This window comes from Kineococcus indalonis, assembly GCF_009906395.1.
Lineage (GTDB): Bacteria > Actinomycetota > Actinomycetes > Actinomycetales > Kineococcaceae > Kineococcus > Kineococcus indalonis.
Genome location: NZ_JAAALM010000256.1, coordinates 1 through 5,794 on the forward strand (window position 1 = coordinate 1; position 5,794 = coordinate 5,794).

At 77.3% G+C, this 5,794-nt stretch carries 6 protein-coding genes; 2 read left to right on the forward strand and 4 right to left on the reverse strand.

Annotated features, from left to right (window positions below; genetic code table 11):
- The first annotated feature begins 146 nt into the window (after positions 1 to 146).
- Complete coding sequence (locus GTR00_RS13010; RefSeq protein ID WP_166612037.1) at positions 147 to 1,187, forward strand: hemolysin family protein; 1,041 nt, start codon at positions 147 to 149, stop codon at positions 1,185 to 1,187.
- A 57-nt stretch (positions 1,188 to 1,244) separates the two neighbouring features.
- Here the strand turns inward: GTR00_RS13010 and GTR00_RS13015 are convergent, their stop codons facing one another.
- The gene (locus GTR00_RS13015; protein ID WP_166612038.1) at positions 1,245 to 1,607 is read right to left on the reverse strand and encodes a PRC-barrel domain-containing protein; all 363 of its coding nucleotides are present in this window, start codon (positions 1,605 to 1,607) and stop codon (positions 1,245 to 1,247) included.
- Positions 1,608 to 1,760: 153 nt separating this feature from the next.
- On the opposite strand from GTR00_RS13015, the gene GTR00_RS13020 reads away from it, so the two are divergent.
- The gene (locus GTR00_RS13020) at positions 1,761 to 2,696 is read left to right on the forward strand and encodes a hypothetical protein (RefSeq protein ID WP_166612039.1); all 936 of its coding nucleotides are present in this window, start codon (positions 1,761 to 1,763) and stop codon (positions 2,694 to 2,696) included.
- Positions 2,697 to 2,742: 46 nt separating this feature from the next.
- Here GTR00_RS13020 and GTR00_RS13025 read toward each other — a convergent pair whose 3' ends face one another.
- From GTR00_RS13025 to GTR00_RS13035, 3 genes are all read right to left on the reverse strand, one after another.
- Positions 2,743 to 3,723, reverse strand: a complete 981-nt coding sequence (locus tag GTR00_RS13025; protein WP_323132451.1) for an NAD(+)/NADH kinase — start codon at positions 3,721 to 3,723, stop codon at positions 2,743 to 2,745.
- A 43-nt stretch (positions 3,724 to 3,766) separates the two neighbouring features.
- Positions 3,767 to 4,630, reverse strand: coding sequence for an ABC transporter ATP-binding protein (locus tag GTR00_RS13030; RefSeq protein ID WP_166612040.1), 864 nt, complete (start codon positions 4,628 to 4,630; stop codon positions 3,767 to 3,769).
- A gap of 108 nt (positions 4,631 to 4,738) precedes the next feature.
- The coding region (locus tag GTR00_RS13035) for a FecCD family ABC transporter permease (protein WP_205705717.1) at positions 4,739 to 5,794 on the reverse strand (1,056 nt) is incomplete at its 5' end.

A 5,794-nucleotide genomic window follows, 5' to 3' on the forward strand; every position in this document is an offset into this window, starting at 1 on the left:
ACCGCCGCGGGCGCCGTGGACCTCACGGAGACCGCCGGCGCGGGGCGGCGCCGGCCCGGTGCCGCCCCCGAGCGCGAGCGCCCCCGCGAGCACGCCGGGGCGCACGCCGCGTCCCGGGCCGGCGGCACGAGCACCGGGGGGCGCCCGTGAGCACCGGGGCCTCCCTGCTGGTGGGCGTGCTGCTGCTGCTCGGCAACGCCTTCTTCGTCGGTGCCGAGTTCGCCGTGCTGTCCGCGCGGCGCAGCCAGATCGAGCCGCTGGCCGCCACCAGCGCCCGCGCCCGCTCGGCGCTGTCCGCCATGGAGCACGTCTCGCTGATGCTGGCCGCCTGCCAGCTGGGCGTGACCCTGTGCTCGCTGGGCCTGGGCGCCGTCGCCGAGCCGGCGCTCGCGCACCTGCTCGAACCGCTCTTCGAGGCGGTGCACGTGCCGCACGCCCTCGTGCACCCCGTGGCGGTCGTCCTCGCCCTGACCGTCGTGGTGTACCTGCACGTCGTGGTCGGCGAGATGATCCCGAAGAACCTCAGCATCGCCGGCCCGGACCGCGCCGTGCTGCTGCTGGCCCCGCCGCTGCTGGCGATCGGTCGGGTCATCGGCCCGCTCATCCGCGCCCTCAACGGCCTGACCAACGCGATCCTGCGCCTGCTGGGCGTGGAGCCCAAGGACGAGGTCGCCAGCGCCTTCACCGTGGAGGAGGTGCAGTCGATCGTCGCGGAGAGCCGGCGCGAGGGCACCCTGGACGACTCCCACGGGCTGGTCTCCGGGGCGCTGGAGTTCTCCGACCGCAGCGTCGGGGAGATCGCGGTGCCCCTGGCGGACCTGCGCACGGTGTCCGTGGGCGCCACGCCCGCCGACGTGGAGGCGCTGGTGGCGCGCACCGGCTTCAGCCGCTTCCCCGTCCTGGACGCCGCCGGCGACCTGCACGGCTACCTGCACCTGAAGGACCTGCTGTACGCCGACGACGAGCGCTACACCGAGCCGGTGCCGGAGAAGCGCATCCGGCAGCTGGGCACCCTCGGCGCCGGTGAGGAGGTCGAGGACGCCCTGGCGGCCATGCGCCGCAGCGGCGCCCACCTCGCCCGCGTCGTCGACGAGCGCGGGCGGGTCACCGGCGTGGTCTTCCTCGAGGACGTCATCGAGGAGCTCGTCGGGGAGGTCAGCGACGCCACCCAGCGCGCCCGCACCTGAGGCGGGCGCGCCGGGCCGGCGCGCGCGGGCCGGGGCCCGGGGGAGGGGCCGGCGCGCTCAGCGCCGCGCCAGCCGCCGCCCGCTGGGCGTGTCCGCCGGGGTGTACGTCATGCCGTAGTGGGCGTAGATGCGCGGCTCGTCGTCCGGGCCGAGCTCCTCGTCGGTGCCGAACTCCGGGGCGGCCTTCACCGTCTCCTTGGGGAAGGCGACCCGCAGGTCGTGCCGGCCCACGGCGGCCTGGTCCAGCGGCACCATGACCACCTTCTTGAACCCCACCAGACCCGTCTCCACCGCGGCGAACAGCCACTCGTCGGTGGCGGCGTCGACGTACACGGACGCCAGCGTCCCGATCTTCTGGTCGGTCACGTCGGTGACGGCCGCGCCCTTCCACTGGTTCAGGTCCTGCACGAGGATCGTCATGGCGACACTGTGGCGGAGGCGCCCGCGCGCGGCCACCGCGGGCGGGCGCGCGGCCCCCGCGCCCGCGTCCACCAGAGCTTCACAGGCTCTCCCGCCCACCGGTGCCCGCACGGTCGGGCACCCGGCGCGCCGGGTGCGACCATGGGTGGCGGCATGAGCGAACAGACCCCCGAGCGCACCCGACTCACGATCAACTGGCTGCAGATCGCCGGCGGCGCCCTCGCGGCCGTCACGTCGGCGTTCATCCTCGCCGGCCTGAAGAGCCTCGGCCCCTTCGGCACCCTGCTCGGTGCCGCGGTCGGCAGCATCGCGGCCTCCACCGCGGCGGCGATCTACAACCACTACCTCACGGTGAGCAGCCAGCGGCTGGCCGACGCCGCGCGCCGCGCGCGCGAGCGCCGCCACGACCCCTCGAACCCCTCGCCGGTGCCCGCCCCGCAGGACGAGCACCCCGAGCGCACCGACCCGCCGGTGCCCGCCGGCGACCCGGACGAGACGACGCAGCTGCCGCCGGTGCCCGCCGGCGAGGGCGAGCCGGTCCCGCCGCGGCGCCGGCGCATCCGCCCCGCGCACGTCGTGCTGCTGGGCGTGCTGGCCTTCGGCATCTCCGTGGTGGGGATCTTCGGCTACGAGCAGCTGTCCGGGCGCAGCGTCGCCGCCGAGCGGCAGGGGGGCGCGCAGAGCACCGAGCAGCGCAGCATCCTCGGCACCACGATCCCCCCGGCGACCGCCACCCCGGAGCCGACGGTCACCGGCGCGCCCACCGACGGGGCGACGGCCACCGCGACGGAGAGCACCGACGGGGCGAGCGCGTCGCCGACGGAGCCGTCCTCGGAGGGGGCCACGTCCACCGCCACCTCCACCGCGACGTCGACCGCCACGTCCACCACGTCGCCGACCGCGCGCAGCAGCTCCACCGCCACGGCGACCCGCTCCTCCGACGGCGGCGCCACCGCGACGTCCACCGGCGGCCCGGCCGGCGGCGAGGGCTCCGAGCGCGAGGAGCGCAGCGCCCCCTCGCCCACGGGCGGCGACGAGGAGGAGGCGGCGGCCCCGGCGCCGAGCGGCCTGCCGACCACCGCGCCCTGAGCCCGGCGGCCCCGCGGGCGTCGCGGCCCGGAGGAGCGGTCCCGCGTCAGCGGGGCCGCTCCTCCGCGTTCCGGGGCGCCTCGTGCCGGCGCACCCCCTCCGGCACCAGCTCGAGCATCTCGTCGGGCAGCAGCGGCAGGTCCAGCAGGCTCAGCTTCACCCGCGAGCGCCGGCCGTGGTGGCCGGAGTCCAGGCGGATGACGTGCCCGGCGTCGCGCTCGGCGCGCACCTCCACCACCGAGCCCACGGCCAGCTCGCCGGAGGCGATGCCGTCGACCTCCAGCACGGGCGGCCCGGAGGACTCCAGCAGCTCCAGGCGCACCGGCTCGTCCACGCCGAGCACGATGGGCCGCCCGATGCCCGACATCGGCGCCACGGGGGTGACCACGAGGGCGTCGGCGCCGGGGGAGACGACCGGCCCGCCGGCGGCGTAGCTGTAGGCGGTGGAGCCGGTGGGGGTGGCCAGCACGACCGCGTCGCCGCGCAGGTAGCCGATGCGCTGGTCGGCCACCGACAGGGCGGCCACCACGGCGCCGCGGCCGGGCGTGCGGGCCAGCGCCACGTCGTTGAAGGCCACCGCCTCGTGCCCGGGCGCGCTCAGCCGCAGGCACAGGTGCGGCTCGACGGTGAAGTCCCCGGCGGTGATCCGCGCCAGCGCCGCCGGCAGCTCGCGCGGCTCCAGCTCCACCAGGAAGCCCAGGTGGCCCAGGTTCACCCCCAGCACGGGGATGCGCCGGCCGACCACCAGGCGCAGCGCGCCGAGCATGGTGCCGTCCCCGCCGAGGCTGACGACGGCGTCCGCGGTGCGCGCGAACTCCTCCTCGCCCACCAGCACCACCTCGTCGCGGCGCGCGCCCAGGCGCACCGCGTCCGAGCGCAGGCCCAGCACCTCGTCGCCGTGCCCGCGGGCCCAGTCCAGCACCAGCGACACCTGCGCGGTCACGTCCCGCGTGGGGTGGACCACCAGCCCCAGTCGCTTGCCGGCGCGGGGCCCGGCGGACGGCGCGGGTGTCACGGCTTCGGGCACGTCGCCCACGCTACTGCCGCCGCGCGCGCGGCCCCCGCCCGGCTCAGACGGCCACCGCGCGCGGACCGCGCCCGGAGCGCGCCCGCGGCACGACCAGCGGGGTGCCGGTCTCCGGGTCGGGCACCACCACGCACGGCAGGCCGAAGACCTCCTCGACGAGCTCGGCGGTGACGATCCGCGAGGGCTCGCCCTCGGCCACCACGCGCCCCTCCTTCAGCGCCACCAGGTGGGTGGCGTAGCGGCAGGCGTGGTTGAGGTCGTGCAGCACCGCCACGAGGGTGCGGCCCTGCTCCTCGTGCAGCTGCGCGCACAGGTCCAGGACCTCGATCTGGTGGGCGATGTCGAGGTAGGTGGTGGGCTCGTCCAGCAGCAGCAGCGGCGTCTCCTGCGCCAGCGCCATGGCGATCCACACGCGCTGGCGCTGCCCGCCGGACAGCTCGTCCACGCCGCGGTCGGCGAGCTCGAGCACCTGCGTGGCGGCCATCGCGGCGTCCACGGCGCGCTCGTCCTCGCGCGTCCACTGCCGCAGCAGCTTCTGGTGCGGGAAGCGCCCGCGGGCGACGAGGTCGGCGACGGTGATGCCGTCGGGGGCGGTGGCGCTCTGCGGCAGCAGCCCCAGCCGGCGCGCCACCTCCTTGCTGGGCAGCGACTGGATGACCGAGCCGTCGAGGTAGACGTGGCCCTGCTCGGGGGTGAGCATGCGCGCCAGCGCGCGCAGCAGGGTGGACTTGCCGCAGGCGTTGGGGCCGATGACGACGGTGAAGGAGCCGTCGGGCACCTCGATGCCCAGGCCGCGGGCGATGGTGCGCTCGCCGTAGGCGAGCGTCAGGTCCTCACCGCGCAGCCGGTTGCCGGCGGGGGTGCCGGGGACCGCCCCGGCGCTGGTGCGCGCGCGCTTCGACGCCACTGCTGCCTCGTCCTCGTCTCGTGTCGCGGGTGCTGCGGGTGCTGCGGGTGCTGCGGGTGCTGCGGGTGCTGCGGGTGCTGCGGGTGCTCGGTCGTGCTGCGGGGCGGGTCAGCCGCGCCCGCGGCGCCACTGCCCGACGAGCAGGAACGCCAGGTACAGCCCGCCCACGGCGCCGGTGACGACGCCCACGGGCAGCTGGGTGGGGGCGAACAGGCGCTGCGCGGCGAAGTCGCTGACGACGACGAGCAGGGCGCCGGTCAGGCCGGCGGCCACCAGGCCCGGGCCGACCGCCCCGGTCAGGCGGCGGGCGACCTGCGGGGCGGCCAGCGCCACGAACGTCACCGGCCCGGCGGCCGTCGCGGCCAGGGCGGTGGCCACCACGGCCAGCGCCAGCACGACCAGGCGCACCCGGTCCACCCGCACCCCCAGGGCGCGCGCGGCGTCGTCGCCCAGGTCCAGCACCCCCAGCGCGCGGCCGGCCAGCAGCAGCGCGGGCACCACCACCGCCAGCCCGGCCCCCAGCGGCGCGGCCTGCTCCCAGCCGCGGCCGTTGAGGCTGCCGGTGATCCACACCTGCGCCGCCTGGGCCTCCTGCACCTCGGCGCGGGTGAGCAGGTAGTTGTTCACCGCCTGCAGCACCGCGGTGACCCCGATGCCGACGAGGATGATCCGGTAGCCGTGCACGCCGCCGCGGCGCGAGAGCAGGTAGACCAGCACGGCGCTGGCGAAGCCGCCGGCCACGGCGCCCAGCGGCACGTCGGCGCCGGTGCCGCCGAGCACGAGCATCACGACCAGCGCGCCGGTGACCGCGCCGTGGGTGAAGCCGATGACGTCGGGGCTGCCCAGCGGGTTGCGGGTGACGAGCTGGAAGACGGCGCCGGCCACGCCGAGCGCGACGCCCACGAGCAGGCCGGTGACCAGCCGGGGCAGGCGCAGGCCCAGGACGATGAACTCCTGGGCGCGCTCGCCGTGCCCGGCCAGGGTGCGCAGCACGTCGGCCACGCCGACGGGGTAGTCGCCGGTGGTCAGGCTCAGCGCGCCGACGCCCGCCGCGGCCGCCAGCAGCAGCAGGCACGCGCTCACGGTGCGCCCGTCCACCCGCAGGCTCAGCGCGTCGCCGCGCCCGGCGCGCACGGTGCGCCCGCGGCGGGCGCGGGCGGCGAC

Coding starts and splice junctions, on each gene's coding strand:
- GTR00_RS13015 (WP_166612038.1), bottom strand. CDS start 1,607: ATGACGATCCTCGTGCAGGACCTGAACCAGTGGAAGGGCGCGGCCGTC.
- GTR00_RS13020 (WP_166612039.1), top strand. CDS start 1,761: ATGAGCGAACAGACCCCCGAGCGCACCCGACTCACGATCAACTGGCTG.